Genomic DNA, 20180 nt, shown 5'->3' on the forward strand with positions numbered 1-20180 from the left:
GCGTGACGAGGTCTAAAGCCGGGTTACCAAGTGTCTACATAGGCAGCGGCCGCGCCGGGCGCCTTCGTCGCGGAGGACAGCCCACGCACCAGCCAGGTGCGTGTTTCGGCCGGATCGATCACTGCATCGATCTCCAGCGTCTGCGCCATGTGGATCGCCTCGCCGTTCGCGTACTGCTGCGCCACGAGCTTCCTGAACAGCGCATCGCGCTCGCCGCCCTCCGGGACGGCCGCCAGTTCCTTGCGAAAGCCCAGGCGCACAGCACCTTCGAGCCCCATCGCACCGAATTCGCCAGTGGGCCAGGCCACGGTGAAAACGGGTGCGTCGAAACCGCCCGCCGTCATCGCCTGCGCGCCCAAGCCATAGCCCTTGCGCAGCACCACGGCGAAGAACGGCACGCGCAGGTGCGAGGCCACCATGAACATGCGGCACACGTGGCGCACCTGCGCCTGCGCCTCGATTTCGGGCCCGACCATGAAGCCGGGCGTGTCGCACAACGAAACAATTGGAAGGCCGTGCGCATTGCACAGCTGCATGAAGCGCGCGGACTTGTCGGCCGCTTCCACGTCGATCGCGCCGCCAAGGTGGTGCGGGTTGTTGGCCATCAGGCCCACCGGCCGGCCCTCGATGCGCGCGAGCGCCGTGACGATGCCCGCGCCGAAACCCGCGCGCAGTTCGAGCAGCGAGCCGGTGTCGGCCACGCCGCGCATCGCCGCTCGCACGTCGTACACGCGCAGCCGGTTCTCGGGCACGACGTGGCGCAGCGTGCGCGGGTCTGCGCATTGCCAACCGGTGGTCGCACCCTGGAAGTAGGACAGGTACTGCTTCGCCGCGGCCACTGCGGCGGCTTCGTCTTCCACGAGGATGTCGATCACGCCATTGCGCGACTGCACGCTGCTCGGGCCGATCTGTTCGGGCGCAAAGGTCCCGAGGCCGCCGCCTTCGATCATCGCGGGGCCGCTCATGCCGATGTTGCTGCTCCTGGTGGCGATGATCACGTCGGCGCAGCCCAGCAGCGCCGCGTTGCCCGCGAAGCAGCGGCCGTGCACGATGCCGACCACGGGCACCTTGCCCGAGAGCGCCGCGAACTGGCTGAAGGTATGGTTGTTGAGCCCCGCGACGATCGGCATGTCCGTATCGCCGGGACGACCGCCGCCGCCCTCGGCGAACAGCACCACCGGCAGCTTCAGCTGATGCGCGACCGCCAGCAGCCGGTCGGTCTTGTGGTGGTTGCGCATGCCCTGCGTGCCGGCCAGCACGGTGTAGTCGTAGGCCAGCACGGCGCAGCGCGACACCTCGGGGCCGAACTGCTTCGCATTGATGCTGCCCAGGCCCGTGACCATGCCGTCGGCGGGCGTGTTGGCGATCAGGTCCTCGAGCGTGCGGCGGCGCGTCTGTGCGGCGATGGCGAACGCGCCGTACTCGATGAAGTTTTGGGAGTCGGCAGCGGTGTCGCACAGGTCGGCGATGTTCTCGCGCGCGGTGCGGCCACCCTGCGCGTGGCGCTTGTCGACGGCGGCCTTGCGGTTGGCGTCGAGCGTGGGCGCGTGGCGATCGATGACCTTTTGCAGATCGGGGCGGATCGCGTCGAGGTCGTCCTCGGCACGCGCCTCGGCCTCGACGGCTTGCGCATCGACGGCCTCGAGCTGCACCAGCGACTGGCCTTCGACGAGGTAGTCCCCGGGCGCAGCCAGCAGCGCTACCACGCGGCCGGCCACGGGCGCGTGCAGCAGATGCTCCATCTTCATGGCCTCGAGCACGCCGAGTTGCGCGCCGGCGGGCAGCACGTCGCCGATGTCCACTTCGAACTGCAAAAGGCGGGCCGGCATCGGCGCCTTGACGGTCAGTTCGTCCGAGCCGTCGTCTTCGACGACGGGTTGCGCAGCCGGCGCGGCCGCCGTCTTCTTCGCATGCTTTTCAAACGAGGCCGCAGCGGCCAGCAGATCGCCCAGATGCGACTCCACGAAGCGCGTGTGCACCGCCTGCGTCGCGAACTCGGGCCGCGCTGCGATGGCGCGCAGCAGCGACAGGTTGGTGGCGATGCCGTCGATGTGGCATTCGTCCAGCGCGCGCAGCGAACGGCGCAATGCATCTGCGAAACGCGGCGACGGCGAATGCACGATGAGCTTGGCGAGCAGCGTGTCGTAGTGCGGCGAAGGCGCAAGGCCCGCGTAGCCGTGCGTGTCGATGCGCACGCCCGGCCCGGCCGGCAGGTCGAAGCGCGCGAGCGTGCCGCCCGAGGGCCGCGCGTTGCCTTGCGCATCGAGCGTCTCGGCATTGATGCGCCACTGCACCGCGAAGCCGCGCTGCGGCGCCGTGCGATCGGCGTCCACACCCAGTTCATCCAAGGGCTGGCCCGCTGCGACAGCGATCTGCAGTTGCACCAGATCGAGACCGGTCACAGCTTCCGTCACCGTGTGCTCGACCTGCAGCCGCGGGTTCGCCTCGATGAAAACGAAGGGCAGCGTCGTCGATCCGGCATCGACCAAAAATTCGAACGTGCCCAGCCCGCGATATCCCACCGCCTTCGCCATGCGCAGCGCAGCCTGCGTGACCCGCGCGCGCAGGGCCTCGGGCAGCGAGGGACTCGGTGCAATTTCCACCAGCTTCTGGAAGCGCCGCTGCAGCGTGCATTCGCGTTCGCCGAGGCTGGCCACGGCCTGCCCGTCGCCCAGCACCTGCACCTCGATGTGCCGCGCATTGCGCATCAGCCGTTCGACGTACACGCCCTCGATGCCGAAGGCCGCCCTGGCTTCGGACATGCAGCGGGCATGTGCCTCGGGCAGTTCGTGCACGTCGATCACCGCGCGCATGCCGCGCCCGCCGCCGCCGCCGATGGCCTTGACCATCACGCCCGCGCCCTGCGCGTGCTGCTCGGCGAAGAAGGCCTGCGCCTGCGCAAGCGTCACCGCGCCGGCGCTGCCGGGCATCACCGGCACATCGCATTGCGTGGCCAGGGCGCGCGCGCGTGCCTTGTCGCCGAACAGGCCCAGCTGCTCGGGCGTCGGGCCGATGAAGACGAGGCCTGCCTCGGCACTGGCCTGCGCGAAATCGGCGCGCTCGCTGAGAAAGCCGTAGCCGGGATGCACCGCATCGCATCCTTGCGCCTTTGCAACGGCAATCAGCGCGGCCACGTCGAGGTACGCGGAAGGCCCGGTCGCATCGAGTGCGACGGCCGTGTCGGCCAGCTGCGCGTGCAGCGCCGAGGCGTCGTCGCGCGCATGCACCGCCACGCTGGCGATGCCCAGGTCGCGCAGGGCGCGCATCAGCCGCACGGCGATCTCGCCGCGGTTGGCAATCAGAACTTTGGAGAACAAACAGAACCTCTCAGCTTTGGTCTTTGAGCAGGCGGCGCAGCACCTTGCCCGCGCCGGTGGTCGGCAATGCATCGATGAAGCTCACGGCGCGCGGCGCCTTGTAGCTCGCCATGTTGTCTCGCGCCCAGGCAATCAGCGCATCGGCCTCGAGCGCGGCGCCGGGCTTGCGCACGATGAAGGCCTTCACGACCTCGCCCTTCTCGGCATCGGGCTGCGCGATGACGGCCGCCTGCGCGACCGCCGGGTGCTTGATGAGGATGGTCTCTACCTCTTCGGGGAACACGCTGTAGCCCGAGACCTTGATCATTTCCTTGAAGCGGCCGATGAAGGTGAGGTAGCCATCGGCGTCGAGCTTGCCCATGTCGCCCGTGTGCACCCAGCCGTTGCGCAGCGTGGCAGCGGTGGCCTCGGGCTTGTTCCAATAGCCCTTGAAGACGCCGGGGCTGGTCAGCACGATCTCGCCGACCTCGCCTGCGGGCATGTCGGCCTGCGTGTCCGCGTCGACGATGCGGATCGTCACGCCCGGCACCGGCACGCCCTGCGTGCCCCAGCGCGGCGCGTGGTGCGGCGTGTAGGTGTCGCAGGTGTGGGTCTCGCTCAGGCCGTAGGCGGCCTCGAACGAGGTGCAGTTCGGCGCATGCGAGCGCCACTGCTGCGCCAGCGGCTCGCTGAAGGCGATGCCGAAGCTGGTCACCGGGTTCATCTTCAGGCTGCCCAGGTCGAAGCTCGCGATGTCGGGCACCTGCATGCAGGCCACGTTCATCGGCGCGATGCTGTACCACCAGCTCACCTTGTACGCGGCGATGGCCTGCAGCGCGGCGCGCGGATCGAAGCGGTGCATCAGCACCGAGGCTGCGCCGCTGAGCACCGGCACGTTGACGCCCATCAGCATGCCCGCGATGTGATACAGCGGCGCGATGGACAGCAGCACGTCATCGGGCCCCACGCCATTGCAGTCGGCCGCGGCGCGCGTCTTGAAGAGCGCGTTGCCATAGCTCAGCATCGCGCCCTTCGGCAGGCCGGTGGTGCCCGAGGTGTAGGTCATGAGCGCAACGTCGTCCATGTCGATGGCGACGGCCTGCGGCTTCGCGCCAGCCTTCATCACGGCGAGGAAGTCTTCGCAGCCTTCGGGTACGGTGCGTTCGGACTTGCGCTCCGCGGCGAGTTCGAGCGGAAGGTCGAGCGCGGGATGGGCAGGCAGCAGATCGGCGTAGTGCACCACGAACACATGTTCGAGCGCGCTCTGCGGCTGCACCTTGCGCACTACCGGCAACAGCGACGCGGCCGCGACGATCACGCGCGCCTTCAGGTCGTTGACCTGGTAGGCCAGCTCGTGCTCCTTGTTGAGCGGCCCGCTCGGGCAGACGATGGCGCCGATTTTCTGGATGCCGAAGTGCGCCACAAGGTATTGCGGGCAGTTGTTGAGGAAGAGCACCACCGGCTCTCCCTTCTTCACGCCGAGCGCCTGCAGCCGCGCGGCGAAGGCGTCGCTCGCGCGATCGAGCTCGGACCAGCTCATCGCCTGGCCGTACCAGAGACAGGCAGTGCTGCCGCCGCGCTCGCGTGCGTGGGTGCGCAGGTACTCGTGCAGGGGCTGCTGCGGGCGGTCGGGCAATGTCTCCATGGCGTCACTTCCTCAGGGTTATCGATAGCCGCACGCACCGGGCTGGCGCTTGCCAATGGTGCATGGTGCACGAACAATCCTACCCATGGGTATAACTTCCGCGACACGGCACAAACCCTCTGGAAGCCAGAGCGGCACCGCTGCACAGCCGCACCTGCCGCAAGGCACGGGCCGACAGCGCGCAGCCACGCAGGGCACCGACCTGCAGCGCGAGCGCATCCTGCAGGCGGCTGCGCAGCTGTTTGCGGCGCAGGGCTATGCCAACACCACCATGGCGCAGATCGTGCGCGCGCTGGGCGTGACCAAGCCCTTCGTGTACTACTACTTCCGCGACAAGCAGGAGATTTTCGAAACACTGTCGTGGCGCCCGGCTGTCGATTGCTTCACCGCGCTCGACTTCGCAGCCACAGACCCGCGCCGCGCCAGCGAGAAAGTGATCGACGGCATCGAGCGGCTGATTCGCGCGACCATTGCGCATCACCCCGTCGCCTTCTTTCCTTATCGCGAGCCGCAGGTGTACCGGCCCGAGTACATCGCGGCGCAGAAGAAGCTCGCCCACCACTTCTACGACCTGCTGTGCCCGCTGCTCGAAGAAGCGCGGCGCGACGGCGACCTCGACTTCGCCGAGACCAAGCTCACCGCGCTCGCGGCCTGCAGCCTGCCGGGTTTTCTCTACAGCTGGTACCGCCCGAACGGGCGCCTCTCGCCCGACGAGGTGGTGGCCGAACTCACGAAGCTGGCCGGCCGCGTGATCGGGCTGCAAGCGAAGAACTGACTGACAACCATCCCCGGAGACAAACCATGAAGTTCAACCGTGCGCCATTGGCGCGGATCGCCCTTGCCTGCCTGCTGGCCACCGCCGGCGCCGGCGCCGCTCACGCGCAGCAGACCTACAAGGTCGCCTACATCGATCCGCTCTCGGGTCCTTTTGCCAACGTCGGCGAGCTGATGCTGATGCACACGCAGTACGCCATCGAGGACATCAACGCCAGGGGCGGCGTGCTCGGCGGCACGAAGCTGCAGCTGCTGCAGTTCGACAGCAAGCTCTCGGCGCAGGAAAGCCAGAGCGCGCTGCAGGCGGCCATCGACCAGGGCGCGAAGGCGATCGTCACGGGCGGCTCGGGCTCGTCGGTGGTCACGGCGCTGGTGCAGTCGGTGGCGCGCTGGAACCAGCGCAACCCGGGCAAGGAGCTGATCGTGCTGAACCACTCCTCCATCGACCCCGAGATGACGGGCAAGGGCTGCAGCTTCTGGCACTTCCAGACCGAGGCCAACACGGCGATGAAGATGAAGGCGCTGGCCAACTACATCAAGAAGACGCCCGACGTGAAGAAGGTCTACCTGCTCAACCAGGACTACGCGCACGGCAAGCAGTGGGCCAGCTACGGCAGGCAGCTGGTGGGCCTTGCGCGGCCCAACATCCAGTTCGTGGGCGAAACGCTTCACCCCATCGGCCGCGTGAAGGACTTCGCGCCCTACATCGCCAACGTGAAGCAGAGCGGCGCCGACTCGGTCATCACCGGCAACTGGGGCCAGGACATGACGCTGCTGCTGAAGGCCGCGGGCGACGCGGGCTACAACCTGCGCTACTTCAACCACAGCGCAGGCTCGGTGCCGGGCACGGTGACGGCCGTGTCGCAGGCGAAGCTGGGCCAGTTGACCTGGGTGGCCGAATGGCATCCGGGCGAGGCCGACACGCCCAAGGTGGACGCGCTGGCCAAGGCCTACAAGGCCAAGACCGGCAAGGACTTCCTCGCGCCGCGCATCGACATGACGCCGCGCCTGCTGGCTGCCGCCATCGACAAGGCCGGTTCGACCGACACCGTCAAGGTGGCTCGCGCGCTCGAAGACCTGAGCTTCGACTCTGTGGTGGGCCCAGTGCGCATGCGTGCCGAAGACCACCAGTTGTTGTTGCCGCAGGTGGTCAACACCATCGTGCCGGTGGACGGCAAGACGGTGAAGACGGGCTGGGAGGGCACGAACTACGGCTTTCGCACCGACGCGGTGTATACCGGGAACGAGCTGGCGCAAGGTACGGAGTGCAAGATGGTTCGGCCATGACTTGCCTCGGGGCGCACGCGAAGGCCACCGGGTGCTCCCCTCCGCGAATGTCCTAAGGGAAACCCCGTCCTGCCCACCTCCCGTGCCGTCGGGATACTCCGGCTTCCATACCCCGGTATCCGAAGCGGGTCCACTCCAAAGGCACAACAAGACCATGGCAGGCAAAAACTCGCTCCACCCGATCCCGCATCCGGCGAAGAAGCCCTTCGTCGGGAACCTGCTGTCGATCGGCTCCGACTCTCCCGTGCTCGACATGTGGAAGATCGCGCAGGACCTCGGCGGCATCTACTGGCTGGACATGCCGGGCATGCCGGTGATCGTGGTCTCGTCGCCCGAGCTGGTGGACGAACTCTGCGAGGAAGCGCGCTTCGACAAGAGCACGCGCGGCGCGCTGCGCCGGCTGCGTGCCGCCTCGCACGGACTGTTCACTTCGGACACGCACGAGGAGACCTGGTCGAAGCCGCACAACATCCTGTTGGCCAACTTCAGCCAGCGCGCGATGCAGGCCTACCACCCGATGATGCTGGACATCGCGGGGCAGCTGGTCACCAAGTGGGAGCGGCTGAACTTCGATGAAGAGGTGGACGTGGTGCGCGACATGACCGCGCTCACGCTCGACACCATCGGCCTGTGCGGCTTCGGCTATCGCTTCAACTCGTTCTACCGCGAGGGCTTCCATCCCTTCGTCGACGCCATGGTGCGCACGCTGGAGACGGTGCAGAACCGCCGCGGCCTGCCGCTGGAAGAGCTGATGCTGAAGAAGGAGCTCGCGCAACAGCGCAAGGACATCCGCTTCATGCACAAGATGGTGGAAGACATCATCGAGGAGCGGCGCGCGAGCGGGGCCGACATCGCCACCAAGCCCGACCTGCTGAGCTACATGATCGCTGGCGTGGACAAGAAGAGCGGCGAGCAGCTCACCGACAAGATGATCCGCGACGAGTGCATCGAATTCCTCATCGCGGGGCACGAGACCACCAGCGGCCTGCTCTCGTTCGCCATCTACTTCCTGCTGAACAACCCCGAGGCGATGGCCAAGGCGCAAGCCGAGGTGGACAACGTGTTCGGCCCGGACACCTCGCAGAAGCCGACCTACGCGCAGGTCAACCGGCTGCAGTACGTGATGCAGGTGCTGAAGGAATCTCTGCGCCTGTATCCGACCGCGCCCGCGATCTCGATGCGCGCCAAGGAAGACACGAAGATCGGCGGGCTGTACACGATCAAGAAGAACAACATGGTCATCATGCATGCGCTGGCGCTGCACCGTGACAAGGGCATCTGGGGCGAGGATGCCGACCAGTTCAACCCCGACCACTTCAGCCGCGAAGCCGAGCGCGAGCGGCCGGCGAACGCGTTCAAGCCCTTCGGCAACGGGCAGCGCGCCTGCATCGGGCGGCAGTTCGCGCTGCAGGAGGCGGTGCTCACGCTGGGCATGATCCTTCAGCGCTTCAACCTCGTGGACCACACGGGCTACAAGCTGAAGATCAAGGAAGCGCTGACGATCAAGCCCGAGAATTTCAAGATCAAGGCACTGCTGCGCGACCCGGCCACGCGCCCGCGCGGCAACATGAGCGACGCGGCCGCCGCGCCCGTGCAGCCCACGCAGCCAGCACAGCGCAAGCAGCAGGCGGCGCGCCACGGCACCTCGCTGCTGGTGCTGCAGGGCTCCAACCTCGGCACGGCCGAAGACCTCGCGCGGCAGCTGGCCGAGGCCGGCGAGACGCGCGGCTTCTCCACCCAGCTGGCCTCGCTCGACGACTATGCCGAGCGGCTGCCGGCCAACGGCGCGGTCGCCATCGTCTGCGCCTCGTACAACGGCGTGGCGCCCGACAACGCGGCCGAGTTCCACCGCTGGCTCGACAAGGCCGACGATTCGCTCAACGGCGTGCGCTTCAGCGTGTTCGGCTGCGGCAACACCGACTGGGCCGCCACCTACCAGGCGGTGCCGCGCCGCATCGACGAACGGCTCGAGGCGCTCGGCGCCACGCGCGTGCATCCGCGCGGCGAAGGCGATGCGCGCGAGGACATGGACGGCGCCTTCCAGGACTGGAGCGATGCGCTGTGGCCCGAGCTGGTGAAGGCCTTCGACATCAAGACCGGCGCCGACTCACCCGCGCAGAGCGAGCCGCTCTACACGCTCGAGGAGCTGCCGCCGCCGCAGAAGAACGCGATCGTCGACGCGCTGGGCGCGGTGGCGCTGCGGGTGATCGAGAACCGAGAGCTGCAGAACGGCGGCAACGGCGAAGCAGGCCGCTCCACGCGCCACGTCGAGCTGATGCTGCCCGAGGGTCTGGTCTACCGCGCCGGCGACCACCTGAGCGTGGTGCCGCGCAACAGTCCGGCCCAGGTCGAGCGTGCGATGGCGCGCTTCGGTTTCGACCGCACATCCCATGTACGACTGCATGCAGCAGCGGGCCGCAAGGCGGCGCTGCCGGTGGAGCAGGTGATCGCGGTCGACCGCCTGCTGGGCGACTACGTCGAGCTGCAGGACGTGGCCACGCGCAAGCAGATCGCCACGCTCGCGGCGTACACCGAGTGCCCGTTCACCAAACCCAGGCTCGCGGCGCTGTCAGGCAGCGACGAGGCTTCGCAGGCGATGTACAAGACCGAGGTGCTGCACAAGCGCAAGTCGCTGCTCGACCTGCTGGAAGAGCACCGTGCCTGCCAGGTGCCGTTCGCGGTGTTCCTCGAAATGCTGTCGCCGCTGTCGCCGCGCTACTACTCGATCTCTTCTTCCCCGACGATGACGCCGGGCAAATGCAGCGTGACGGTAGGCGTGGTGAGCGGCCCCGCCAGGTCGGGCAGCGGCACCTTCGAGGGCGTGTGCTCCAACTTCCTGGCGCGCGCCGAAGCCGGCGACACGGTGCACGGCGTGGTGCGAGAGACCACGGCCGAGGGCTTCCGGCTGCCCGACGATGCGGCCCGGCCGCTCATCATGGTCGGACCAGGCACCGGCCTCGCGCCGTTCCGCGGCTTCCTGCAGGAGCGCGCGGCGCAGATCGAAGGAGGTAACCCGCTCGGCGAGGCGCTGCTTTTCTTCGGCTGCCGCCATCCCGAGCAGGACTTCATCTATGCCGACGAACTGCAGGCCTGGGCGCACCGCGGCGTGATGAAGCTGCACACCGCGTTCTCGCGCGCGGGCGAGCGCAAGGTCTACGTGCAGGACCTGATCCGCGAGCAGGCCGCCGATGTGTGGAAGCTGCTGGAAGCGGGCGCGGTGGTTTACGTATGCGGCGACGGCTCGCGCATGGAGCCCGACGTGCGGCGCACGCTGAGCGACCTCGCGCGCGAGCACGGACACGACAGCAAGGCGTGGATGGACAAAATGATCGCCGACCAGCGCTACGTGCTGGACGTGTGGGCCGGAAGCTGAGAAGCCCGCTGGGGCTCAGATATCGCGATCGGGATCCGGATAGACCAGCGGCCCCAGCAACCCACGATTGAAGGGCTTCCACTCGCCCTCGGGCTGCGCCAGCCGGTCGGCCACCGCATAGAGCACCGCAGGGTGCGCGCCCAGTCCCAGGTGGCTGGCGACGACTTCAATGTTCTCGGACTGCGGCCCGGTCTTCTCGATGCTGCAGCGCCAGGCAACGACACCGTCGGTGCGGCTGAAGATCGAGGTGGTCGGCACCGGCGGCGTGGGCTGCACGAACTTCATGCGGCGCGGGTCGTGCGAACTCTGGCCGCTCACGCCTTCGTACACGCGCCATGCGTTGGTGGCGCGCGGGCTGCCAGAGAAGGGGCTGCCCAACGTGATGACGTTGCGGATCATGGGCGCATAGGAAGACGCCAGCAGCCGCGCATACACGCCGCCCAGACTCCAGCCGATCACGCTGACCTTCTGGCCGCTCTTGTCGTGCAGGGTCTTCAGCAGCTCGACCATGGCGTCTTCCACGCCTTCGCGCGGACCGAAATTGCGGCCCTGGCCCCAGCCGTGCGCGTCATAGCCGCGGCTGCACAGGTAGCGGCGCAGCAGCAGCGTGGAGCCGTCACCCGCCACCAGGCCCGGCAGCACGAGCACCGGGTGTCCATCGCCGCGCGGCGTGAGCTGCAGCAGCGGCCACATGGCGATGCCGGCGCCGGTTTCCCAGAGCGCGCGGGCTTCGGCCAGCAGCAGCAGGCGCGACGGTGGCGCGACAGGTTCCTTGGCGTAGGTGGCAGTGGTCATGATGAAGGATGGCTCCTTTGTGGTTTTTATCTGCTTCAAGACGAACATGAGGCCGACGGAATCAATGCCCCGTCGGACGACAGCGACATTTAACCGAGGTATTTGCGCCTCAGGTAATCAAGGTAAGCCCTCGATTCGCTGGAAACATACGGAGAAACCAGCGTGAGCGTGTAGAAAGCCGCCAAACCGGGGTCGGCCTGCGCCAGCGCGTCGCGCCCCGGCACGAGCCGCTCGAACGACAGCCAGCAGGTGGTGGTGAAGACCATCTGCAGCGCCAGGATGCGGGCCTGCTCGGCACTGGTCTCGATCACGCCGGAGGCCACCAGGCCTTCGCACAGCGTTTGCGCAGCCAGCAGGTTCTGCGCGGTGAGGGCCTGCGCGCGCTGGCCCAGCGCCGGGTATTCGCTGGCCAGGAAGGCCATGTCGCGGTAGATGAAGCGGTATTCGTCGATGGCCTCGAAGCGCAGGTGCAGCGCAAGCCAGAGGTCGTCGATGGCGGCGATCGATGCCGACGAACCGTTCAGGGCCTCGAGCCGCTGCTCGAAGCGCCGGAACAGCCATTCGACGATCAACTGCTTGGCCTTGAAGTGGTAGTGCAGGTTGCCCGGGCTGATGCCGAGCTCGGCCGCGATCTTGTGGGTCGACACGGCCGCGAGGCCTTGCGCGTTGAACAGCGCGAGGCTGGCCTGCAGGATGCGGTCGCGTGTGGTGTTGGAACTGGCCACAACCGGCTTGTCGGGTTGTCGCTCAGCGTTTGGCGCGGCCACGGGGGGCGGCGGCGCCGGTGCCTTCGAGTTGCGCCACGCGCACGCGCAGTTGCGCGACCTCGTCGCGCAGGGCCTGCACTTCTTCTGCGCCGGGCATGCCCAGGCGCTGCATGGCGGTGGCGACGCGCTGGTCGAAAACGTCCTCGAACTTGCGGATGCCGAAGCTGTCGAGCCCGGGGACCTTGCCCTGCCCGATGCCGAGCAGGCCCTCGATCACGTTGGCCTGGCGCTTGGCGACGTCGTTGCGCACGTTGTCCAGTGCCTTCAGGCCGGCGCGCAGCAAGACTTCAGCCTTGCCGGGCTCCGCGGACTTCTTGGTTGCCGCGGTCGCCTTCCTGGCAGCCGGCATCTTCTTCGCAGGCGCCGCCCTCTTCTTCAGCTTTGCAGTTTCGTCAGGACGGGTCGCCATGCAGTGCTCCAGATGCCGGAAAAAAGAAAAGGGCGCTTCACGCGCCCCGGGGTCAGGCCGCCTTGCGGGCAGCAGCGCGGCGAACCGGCTTCTTGGCGGCGGCGGCCTTGGCCTTCACCGTGCGAACGGGCCTGGCTTCTTCGGCGCCGCTCACGCGGGCTTCGATCTGCTTCGTGCCGGCGGCGATCTTGTCGGCGATCTGCACCGAGACGGCGGCGATCGGCTGGTTCAGCGCGCCCAGGGCATTGATCACCGAGGTGGCGACCGGCGACTCGACGCGGGCCACGCGGCCAGCAACGGCTTCGATGCCGCTGGTGGTGCCGGCTGCAACGCGGTCCATCACGGACACGATGCGGCTGGTGTCGATATCCAGGCGGTTGGCCAGGAAACCATTGATCTTTTCCTGCGCGCCGATCAGGTTGGCCTTGACCTGCTCGCTCACCAGCGGAATCTGGCGGCTGCCGAGGAACTCGCTGTAGCGCGAAGCGGCACCGCCCAGGAGCCGATGCACGCCGGTGCGGTAGGCGCCGACCAGGGTCTTGCCGGCGTCGTTGTACTGGCCGACGACATGAACGGCTGCGGAAGCGATGGTGGTTTGCGTGGACATGAGAGTGATTTCCTTGAAGTTGATGGGCTCGCGAAGGAAACGGGTGTGTCTGTCGCGATGGGCCTATCTTCTTCCGCGGGGCCTAGGCCTGAAAAACTAGAACGGTCGGAAAACTAGTCCAACTGCCCCAATTTTCAGCAGGCCGCCGGGCCCCGTGCGCCGATCATGCCGCAGCGGCCCGGGGGGTGCCGGAGCGTTTGGCCGGAGCGGCCTTGCGGGCCGGTGGCTTGGGCGCGACCTTGATGGGCGCCTTCTTCACGGCAGCCTTCCTGGCCACGGCCTTGACCGGCGGCGCCTTCTTGCGCGCGGCAGGCTTCTTCTTCGCGGCAACGGGCGCGGGCGTGGGCGCGGCCTCGTCCGACGGGTCTTCGGCCATCTTCGCCGGCACCGGCGCGGGCGCCGCACCGGTGGCCGCCGGGTGCTTCTGCGTCAGCTCCATCAGCAGCTTGTGCTCGGCCAGCATGTAGTCGCCGATCTCGGTGATGTCGGGTACCGCGCGGCGGCAGGCGATCAGGCCGTAGTCCATGCGGCCGTTGTAGCTCTGCACCGTCACGTTGAGCGCCGTGCCGTGGCTGGCGATCGACACCGGGTAATAGCAGGTGACGAGCGCGCCCGCGAAGTACATCGGGAACGGCGCCCCGGCCACGTTCGAGATGGCCACGTTGGCCGCCGGCGGCAGCAGGTTGACGATGCCAGAGCGCCCCACCATCGAGGCAATGCCCGACATCAGCCAGGGCGCGGCGAAGGTCGGGAAATCGTCGAGGATCACCGCCTTGAAGCGGTTCATGGTCGACTTCGACGAGGTCGACGACGCGTTGATCGCCTTCAGCCGCTGCACCGGGTCGGTGATGTCGGTGGCCAGGCTCACGAGGATCATGCTGGCCTGGTTGTTGGCCGTCTGGTCGCCGGCCTCGCGCAGGCTGACCGGCACGCCGGCCACCAGCGGCTTGGCCGGCAGTTCGTTGTTGTCGGCCAGGTAGTGGCGCAGGGCGCCGGACACGGTGGCCATGACCACGTCGTTGAGCGACACGCCGAAGTGCTTGGCGATGTACTTGGTCTCGGCCAGCGAGATGGTGCGCCCGGCGAAGGTGCGCTGGTTGGTGATCGACACGTTGAGCGAGGTGCGCGGCGCGAAGAGGTTGAACTTCTTCGGCGCGGCGGCCGTGTCCTTCTCGGCCGCCTTCTCGTCGGGCTTGGCCAGCCCGCCGATGGCACGCGCGATGGCCGGCGCCATCTTGAAGAGCTTCACGTACTGCTGCGCGGTGTTGCGCAGCGCCGCGGTCGCAAGCTCCGCCATGCCCAGCTGGTAGCCGCTGCCGCGCGGGCGCGAACGCGGCGGCTTCACCACGCGGCCGGTGGCCTCGAGGTCGAAGATGGCCTTGCCCACTTCCACGCCGGCCTGCCCGTCGATGCCCGCGTGGTGCACCTTGGTGTAGAGCGCCACCTGCCCGCTCTTGAGGCCGTCGATGATGTAGAACTCCCACATCGGCCGGCTGCGGTCGATGAGCGAGGAATGCAGCCGCGCCACGTACTGCTGCAGCTGGCGGTTGGTGCCGGGCTTGGGCAGCGTGATGTGGCGCACGTGGTAGTCGAGGTCGATGTCGTCGTCCTCGACCCACACCGGGTTGCTCATGTCGAAGGGCATCAGCGCGAGCTTGCGCGTGAACACGTCGGCCAGGTGGATGCGGCTGGCCATGAAGCTCTTGGCGTCTTCGTAGAAGTCGCCCTTGTAGCCCTTGGGCAGGTCGAGCACGTTCAGGGAGCCCACGTGCATCGGCATTTCCGGCGTTTCCATGTGCAGGAAGGTGGCATCAAGACCGCTCAGGTGTTTCATGTGTTGTCTCTCCTTGGTGGGGCATGCGCCGCTAGGGTCTGTCATTAATCAAACGCCCTCGCGAACCCCTGCTGCGCGGTGCAGTGCAAGGCGCCCTGAACGCCGCGTAGCATCGCTACGCAAGTGAAGGGCAACGCCGCATGGCGGGGCCAGCGCGAGGGCGTTTGATTGATGACAGACCCTAAGCAGGATAGCGCGGGCACTGCATTCGTGGGCCCCGCGTTCTTCAGTGTTTCCACCGGGGGGAAGGCACCGGCGCGACAGGGGTTTGCCCGAAGTAGCGAAAAAGTGTCGGGCGCCTGGCGGGCATGCGGCAACTGCTCACAAGGCCCTCTTTCACACGGGCTCCGTACACTGAGGCCATGACATCCAGCCTCCCCCCGCAGCATCCGCAAGACGAGCAGCTCTGGCTCGAAGACATCGACGGCGAGAAGCAGCTCGCCTGGGCCCGCGAACAGAACGCGCTCGCCGTGCAGGCCTATGCGCAGTCGCCCGCGTTCGAGGCGCTCCAGCAGGGCATCCTCGAGGTGCTCGACTCGGACGACCGCATTCCGATGGTGCGCAAGATCGGCCCCTTCTTCTACAACTTCTGGCGCGACAAGGAGCACCCCAAGGGCCTGTGGCGCCGCACCACGCTGGACGAGTACCGCAAGCCGCAGCCCGCGTGGGAGAGCGTGCTCGACCTCGACGCGCTGGCCGCGGCCGACAAGGAGAACTGGGTCTGGCACGGCGCCGACTGCCTGGAGCCCGACTACAAGCGCTGCCTGGTCTCGCTGTCGCGCGGTGGCGCCGATGCCGACGTGGTGCGCGAGTTCGACCTCGAATCGAAGCAGTTCGTCGAAGGCGGCTTCTCGCTGCCCGAGGCCAAGAACCACGTGGGATGGAAAGGCATCGACCAGCTCTACGTGGCCACCGACTTCGGCCCCGGCTCGATGACCAGCTCCAGCTATCCGCGCATCGTGAAAGAGTGGCGGCGCGGCACGCCACTCGCGAGCGCGGCCACGGTGTACGAAGGCCTGCACGAGGACATGTCCATCAGCGCCTACCGCGACAACACGCCCGGCTTCGAGCGCGACTTCGTCTCGCGCCAGATCGACTTCTACGAGAGCGAGACCTGGCTGCGCGGCGCCGACGGCACCCTCGCCAAGATCGACGTGCCCGACGACTCGCTGGCCGAGATCACGCGCGAGTGGATGCTGATCGAGCCGCGCACCGACTGGACCGTGGGCGGCGCCACCTACAGGTCGGGCTCGCTGCTGGCTGCGAAGTTCGACGACTACATGGCCGGCCGGCGCGAGCTCACGGTGCTGTTCGAGCCCGACGACACCACCGCGCTCGACAGCCACTCGTGGACGCGCCATCACCTGATCGTCAACGTGATGCACGACGTGGTGAACCGCCTCGAGGTGCTCACGCCTCCCGCCGACGGAAGGGGGCCATGGAGGCGCGAGAGCCTGGGCGGCGCGCCCGAGCTCTCGACCATCGCCGCGGGCGGCATCGACGAGGACGAGAACGACGACTACTTCCTCACGGTGAGCGGTTTCCTGCAGCCGACCACGCTCTACATCGGCACCATCGGACAGGGCGAGCCCCAGGTGCTGAAGGACAGCCCCGCCTTCTTCGATGCCTCGCGCCATCGCGTGAGCCAGCATTTCGCGACATCGAAGGACGGCACGCGCGTGCCCTACTTCGAGATCGCCCCGAAGGACCTGAAGGCCGACGGCCGCAACCCCACGCTGCAGTACGCCTACGGCGGCTTCGAGATTTCATTGCAGCCGAGCTACAGCGGCAGCATCGGCCGCGCGTGGCTCGACAAAGGCGGCGTGTACGTCGTCGCCAACATCCGCGGTGGCGGCGAGTACGGCCCGCGCTGGCACCAGGCCGCGCTGCAGGAAAACCGGCTGCGCACCTGCGAAGACTTCGCGGCCGTGTCGCAAGACCTGTTCGCGCGCGGGATCACCTCGCCCTCGCACCTTGGCGCGATGGGCGGCAGCAACGGCGGCCTGCTGATGGGCAACATGCTCACGCTGTATCCACAGCTCTACGGCGCCATCGTGAGCGAGGTGGCGCTGCTCGACATGCAGCGCTACACGCACCTGTCGGCGGGCGCCTCGTGGATCGCGGAATACGGCGACCCCGACCAGCCCGAGGAATGGGAATGGATCAAGACCTTCTCGCCCTACGAGAACGCGAAGCCGGGCCAGGCCTATCCGCCCGCGCTGTTCACCACCTCCACGCGCGACGACCGCGTGGGCCCGGTGCATGCGCGCAAGATGCACGCAAAGCTGTCCGCGCTGGGGTACGCCAGCAGCTTCTACGAGAACATGGAAGGCGGCCACAGCGCGGCCGCGGACAACAAGGAGTCCGCCTTCATGGACGCGCTGGGCTATGCGTACCTGTGGCACCACCTGAGGAGTTGAAATGAGCAACGCCAACATCACCCTCGAACTGATCGGCGCGCCGACCGACGTCGGCGCCAGCGTGCGCGGTGCCGGCATGGGCCCCGACGCCCTGCGCGTGGCGGGCCTGCCGGAAGCGCTGGCGCGGCAGGGCTACGTCGTCGTCGACCGCGGCAACCTCGCGGGCCCCGCCACGCCGTGGGCGCCGCCGGCCAACGGGCTGCGCCATCTCGACGAGGTGATCGCCTGGAACCGCTCGGTGTACGCGGCCGTCGACACCGCGCTGGGCGCCAGCCATGTGCCGCTGATGATGGGCGGCGACCACTGCCTGGCCATCGGCTCCATCAGCGCGGTGGCATGGCATGCGCGCAAGCGTGGCAAGAAGCTGCGCGTGCTGTGGCTCGACGCGCACTCCGACGTCAACACCGAGACCACGAGCCCCAGCGGCAACCTGCACGGCATGCCGGTGTCGTGCCTGCTGGGCCACGGGCCCGCGGTGCTCACGGGCTGGAGCGGCGAGCGCGCGGCGCTGCACCACGACGCCATCCGCTTCATCGGCATCCGCAGCGTCGACAGCGACGAGAAGGAGGCCATCCGCACGCTGGGCCTGAGCGTGTTCGACATGCGCCACATCGACGAGCACGGCATGCGCACGACCATGACCGAGGCGCTGCAGGACGTGGACGACGACACGCATCTGCACGTGAGCTTCGACCTCGACTGCCTCGACCCGGCCGACGCGCCCGGCGTGGGCACCGGCGTGCGAGGCGGGCCAACCTACCGCGAGATGCAGTTGTGCATGGAAATGATCGCCGACACCGGACGGCTGGGCTCGCTCGACGTGGTGGAGCTGAACCCCGCGCTCGACGTGCGCAACCAGACGGCCGAGGTGGCGGTCGAACTCATCGAGAGCCTGTTCGGCAAGTCGACGCTGGTGCGTTAGGGCTTGGCGGCCTGCGCGGCCTTGGCCTTGACCGTGTACTGCTGGTAGGCCGGCAGCGCGATGGCCGCGAGGATGCCGATCGCCGCGATGACGGGAAGAAGCAAGGCGCCGATGATGACGCCGACGCCGTTCGGCGGTGGCGGCGCGCCGAAGCGATTGACGCCCTTCGTACCGGGGTTGAACACCCAGACCAGGCTCACGAGCGGAATGAGGCACAGCAGCACGGTCCAACCGGTCCACCCCATGTCGTGGCTGCGCTGGATCGAAAGCAGCGTGAAGAACACGAAATAGGGAATGACGATCAGCAGCGGCAACAGCGACGCGAGGGTCGAACTCAATGAGCTCGCGAAGATCGCAACGATCACGCCGACCACGATCGCGAACAGCAAGTAGCCCACGAGGCTGTAAGACAGATAGCGCAGCCGCCCGATCCGCCCCTTGGAGGACAACAGCTTCACGGGCTGCACTCGGGCTTCGCCGTCATACACATCGGCCACTTCCGCCCTCGGCGCGGCATAGGGATTCACCATCTCTGTCATGCGCTTCTCCTCTGTTGTTGAACGAACATTGTGAACAAGGGTGCCTACAAAAGGCCAGCCCTCTTGACTGCGTGATAGCGATTCACCAACGCCACCGCAAGGTCGGCCGGTTCCACGTCGACCGACAGCGGATCGTTGCCGACCACGCGCGCAAAGGCGTCGCGGCGCGACTGCTCGAACAGGTGCGCCGCGGCCACGTCGACCGCGTCGCGCGCATGCACCAGCGGCTGATTGGCGATGCGCCCGAGCACCCGCTCGCGCAGGCTCGCGACCAGCACGAGGTGCTTGCGGCGCAGCAGCTTGATGGCGGGGCGCAGTTCGGCGGAATCTTCGTCGCGAAAATTGGTCAGCACGATGACCAGCGCGCGCCTTCTCTGCACGCGCAGCAGTTCCTGCGCGGCCAGCAGGTAGTCCGAATGGGTGGCGCCGGGCTGTATGTCGTGCAGCCGGTTCATCAGCGCGTTGAGGGTGGCGGTGCCCTTGCGCGGGGCGAAGTCGCGCCGCTCCTCGGCAAGGCAGCCGAAGGTCATGGCGCCGACCTCGTCGCCCTCCTTCAGCGCCACGTAGCTCAGCAGCATCAGCGCATTGAGCGCCTCGTCGAAATGGCTGCCGGCCTGCTGCGCCAGCGCGCCTTCGTCGGCACGCATGCGGCGGCCGCAGTCGAGCAGGAACAGCACGCACTGGTCGCGATCGTCCTGGAACTCGCGCACGATCGGGCGGCGCTGGCGCTGCGTGGCCTTCCAGTCGATGTGGCGCAGCGAATCGCCGGTCTTGTAGTCGGCGAGCTGGCGGAAGTCGGTGCCGAGCCCGCGCTGCGCGTAGGTCTTGATGCCGATCTGCGCCAGCCGCCGGTCGCCCGACAGCCAGGCGTAGCGCGCCAGTGCGACGAAGTTGGGGTACACGCGCAGCCGGCGCGGCTCGCCCAGCGTCTGGCGCATGTCGAAGCAGCCGAAGCGCGTGCGCCAGCGCAGCTGGGTGGCGCCGAACTGCGCAACGCCGCGCTGCGTCGCGGTGGCGGTGTAGCGCAGCGCGATGTGCGAGAGCGCCGGCACGATGACCGTCTGGGGCAGGCCCTCGAAGGCGAAGTGCGTGTCGAGCTCGTCGAACACCGACACCTGCCAGGCCCGTGCGCCTTCGTTCACCAGCGTGAGCGTGAGCACCGTGGGCACGCCGAGCGAGAACGCGCCGGGCAGCTTGCGCTCGATGCGCAGCGGCGCGGCGCGCCAAAGGCGCAGGCTGTGCCAGAGGTCGACGCCCGCAAGCACGAGCCCCGCCGCCAGCAGCGCGCCCGCCACGGCGGCGACGTATCCCACCGGCGCGCCCAGCAGCAGCGCCGCGGAGGCGACCGCTGCCAGGCCGGCCAGCGCCAGCACGGCCGCGCGCGCGGGGATTGGCAGCGGGCGCATCAACGGAGCACCGCCCCTTCGGGAAACACCGCGGAACCGGCTTCGCCGGGCCGCAGGTGTTGCCCCCGGCAGGGGGTTGGCGAAGCGACACGAAGTGCGCGAAGCC

General features: G+C 67.9%; 14 protein-coding genes. 5 read left to right on the forward strand and 9 right to left on the reverse strand.

Features of this window, described 5'->3' with window-relative positions; genetic code table 11:
• Positions 1-23: 23 nt before the first annotated feature.
• Both PMI12_RS19715 and PMI12_RS19720 read right to left on the reverse strand, forming a co-directional pair.
• Positions 24-3317, reverse strand: coding sequence for a carboxyl transferase domain-containing protein (locus PMI12_RS19715; protein ID WP_007835980.1), 3294 nt, complete (start codon positions 3315-3317; stop codon positions 24-26).
• A 10-nt stretch (positions 3318-3327) separates the two neighbouring features.
• Positions 3328-4941 carry an AMP-binding protein gene (locus PMI12_RS19720; protein WP_007835981.1) on the reverse strand — a complete coding sequence of 538 codons (1614 nt, stop codon included), beginning with the start codon at positions 4939-4941 and terminating at the stop codon, positions 3328-3330.
• Between the two features lie 85 nt (positions 4942-5026).
• On the opposite strand from PMI12_RS19720, the gene PMI12_RS19725 reads away from it, so the two are divergent.
• The 3 genes from PMI12_RS19725 to PMI12_RS19735 all read left to right on the forward strand — a co-directional run bounded on the left by PMI12_RS19725 (position 5027) and on the right by PMI12_RS19735 (position 10375).
• Positions 5027-5716: a TetR/AcrR family transcriptional regulator gene (locus PMI12_RS19725; protein WP_007835982.1), complete on the forward strand. Its 690-nt coding sequence runs from the start codon at positions 5027-5029 to the stop codon at positions 5714-5716.
• Between the two features lie 26 nt (positions 5717-5742).
• Entirely contained in the window at positions 5743-7002 is a 1260-nt protein-coding gene (locus tag PMI12_RS19730; RefSeq protein WP_007835984.1) for a branched-chain amino acid ABC transporter substrate-binding protein, read from the forward strand.
• Positions 7003-7156: 154 nt separating this feature from the next.
• Positions 7157-10375, forward strand: a complete 3219-nt coding sequence (locus PMI12_RS19735; protein ID WP_007835986.1) for a bifunctional cytochrome P450/NADPH--P450 reductase — start codon at positions 7157-7159, stop codon at positions 10373-10375.
• Between the two features lie 15 nt (positions 10376-10390).
• Here PMI12_RS19735 and PMI12_RS19740 read toward each other — a convergent pair whose 3' ends face one another.
• From PMI12_RS19740 to PMI12_RS19760, 5 genes are all read right to left on the reverse strand, one after another.
• Positions 10391-11170 carry an esterase/lipase family protein gene (locus PMI12_RS19740; protein WP_007835991.1) on the reverse strand — a complete coding sequence of 260 codons (780 nt, stop codon included), beginning with the start codon at positions 11168-11170 and terminating at the stop codon, positions 10391-10393.
• A gap of 89 nt (positions 11171-11259) precedes the next feature.
• On the reverse strand, positions 11260-11895 hold the full coding sequence (locus tag PMI12_RS19745; protein WP_007835992.1) for a TetR/AcrR family transcriptional regulator: 636 nt from the start codon (positions 11893-11895) through the stop codon (positions 11260-11262).
• 22 nt (positions 11896-11917) lie between these two features.
• Positions 11918-12346 carry a phasin family protein gene (locus PMI12_RS19750; RefSeq protein WP_007835995.1) on the reverse strand — a complete coding sequence of 143 codons (429 nt, stop codon included), beginning with the start codon at positions 12344-12346 and terminating at the stop codon, positions 11918-11920.
• 52 nt (positions 12347-12398) lie between these two features.
• Positions 12399-12953, reverse strand: coding sequence for a hypothetical protein (locus PMI12_RS19755; RefSeq protein ID WP_007835996.1), 555 nt, complete (start codon positions 12951-12953; stop codon positions 12399-12401).
• A 163-nt stretch (positions 12954-13116) separates the two neighbouring features.
• Complete coding sequence (locus PMI12_RS19760; protein WP_007835998.1) at positions 13117-14787, reverse strand: WS/DGAT/MGAT family O-acyltransferase; 1671 nt, start codon at positions 14785-14787, stop codon at positions 13117-13119.
• 362 nt (positions 14788-15149) lie between these two features.
• Between PMI12_RS19760 and PMI12_RS19765 the strand changes: the two genes are divergently transcribed.
• Positions 15150-17207: a prolyl oligopeptidase family serine peptidase gene (locus PMI12_RS19765; protein ID WP_007836000.1), complete on the forward strand. Its 2058-nt coding sequence runs from the start codon at positions 15150-15152 to the stop codon at positions 17205-17207.
• A gap of 1 nt (position 17208) precedes the next feature.
• On the forward strand, positions 17209-18129 hold the full coding sequence (rocF, locus tag PMI12_RS19770) for an arginase (protein WP_007836002.1): 921 nt from the start codon (positions 17209-17211) through the stop codon (positions 18127-18129).
• Here rocF and PMI12_RS19775 read toward each other — a convergent pair.
• Together PMI12_RS19775 and PMI12_RS19780 are read right to left on the reverse strand one after the other, a co-directional pair.
• Complete coding sequence (locus PMI12_RS19775) at positions 18126-18668, reverse strand: DUF805 domain-containing protein (protein WP_007836003.1); 543 nt, start codon at positions 18666-18668, stop codon at positions 18126-18128. The genes rocF and PMI12_RS19775 overlap by 4 nt on opposite strands.
• Positions 18669-18712: 44 nt before the next feature.
• A complete protein-coding gene (locus tag PMI12_RS19780) occupies positions 18713-20074 on the reverse strand; it encodes a DUF58 domain-containing protein (protein ID WP_007836004.1) in 1362 nt (453 codons plus the stop codon).
• Between the last annotated feature and the right edge of the window lie 106 nt (positions 20075-20180).

This window comes from Variovorax sp. CF313 (genome assembly GCF_000282635.1).
GTDB lineage: Bacteria > Pseudomonadota > Gammaproteobacteria > Burkholderiales > Burkholderiaceae_C > Variovorax.

Bases quoted from the DNA above. Each gene is read 5' to 3' on its own strand.
- PMI12_RS19725 (WP_007835982.1), top strand. From the start codon at position 5,027: ATGGGTATAACTTCCGCGACACGGCACAAACCCTCTGGAAGCCAGAGC.
- PMI12_RS19765 (WP_007836000.1), top strand. From the start codon at position 15,150: ATGACATCCAGCCTCCCCCCGCAGCATCCGCAAGACGAGCAGCTCTGG.
- PMI12_RS19740 (WP_007835991.1), bottom strand. From the start codon at position 11,170: ATGACCACTGCCACCTACGCCAAGGAACCTGTCGCGCCACCGTCGCGC.
- rocF (WP_007836002.1), top strand. From the start codon at position 17,209: ATGAGCAACGCCAACATCACCCTCGAACTGATCGGCGCGCCGACCGAC.
- PMI12_RS19730 (WP_007835984.1), top strand. From the start codon at position 5,743: ATGAAGTTCAACCGTGCGCCATTGGCGCGGATCGCCCTTGCCTGCCTG.
- PMI12_RS19750 (WP_007835995.1), bottom strand. From the start codon at position 12,346: ATGGCGACCCGTCCTGACGAAACTGCAAAGCTGAAGAAGAGGGCGGCG.
- PMI12_RS19720 (WP_007835981.1), bottom strand. From the start codon at position 4,941: ATGGAGACATTGCCCGACCGCCCGCAGCAGCCCCTGCACGAGTACCTG.
- PMI12_RS19775 (WP_007836003.1), bottom strand. From the start codon at position 18,668: ATGACAGAGATGGTGAATCCCTATGCCGCGCCGAGGGCGGAAGTGGCC.
- PMI12_RS19755 (WP_007835996.1), bottom strand. From the start codon at position 12,953: ATGTCCACGCAAACCACCATCGCTTCCGCAGCCGTTCATGTCGTCGGC.
- PMI12_RS19735 (WP_007835986.1), top strand. From the start codon at position 7,157: ATGGCAGGCAAAAACTCGCTCCACCCGATCCCGCATCCGGCGAAGAAG.
- PMI12_RS19760 (WP_007835998.1), bottom strand. From the start codon at position 14,787: ATGAAACACCTGAGCGGTCTTGATGCCACCTTCCTGCACATGGAAACG.
- PMI12_RS19780 (WP_007836004.1), bottom strand. From the start codon at position 20,074: ATGCGCCCGCTGCCAATCCCCGCGCGCGCGGCCGTGCTGGCGCTGGCC.